Origin of the sequence: Bacillus pretiosus, from assembly GCF_051294775.1 — a bacterium.
Classification (GTDB): Bacteria; Bacillota; Bacilli; order Bacillales; family Bacillaceae_G; genus Bacillus_A; species Bacillus_A wiedmannii.
The window spans coordinates 1-283 of the sequence record NZ_JBPPHF010000570.1; the positions used below are offsets into that span (position 1 = coordinate 1).

At 53.7% G+C, this 283-nt stretch carries 1 rRNA gene; it reads left to right on the forward strand.

Going from position 1 to position 283, the window contains the following annotated elements:
- Positions 1–283: ribosomal RNA gene (locus ACSG5Z_RS32205) — 16S ribosomal RNA — on the forward strand; the annotation flags it as partial.

Here is a 283-nt window from a genome sequence, read left to right on the forward strand (position 1 = left end):
GCGTAGAGTTATGGAGGAACACCAGTGGCGAAGGCGACTTTCTGGTCTGTAACTGACACTGAGGCGCGAAAGCGTGGGGAGCAAACAGGATTAGATACCCTGGTCGTCCACGCCGTAAACGATGAGTGCTAAGTGTTAGAGGGTTTCCGCCCTTTTGTGCTGAAGTTAACTCATTAAGCACTCCGCCTGGGGAGTACGGCCGCAAGGCTGAAACTCAAAGGAAGTGACGGGGGCCCGCACAAGCGGTGGAGCATGTGGTTTAATTCGAATCAACGCGAAGAAC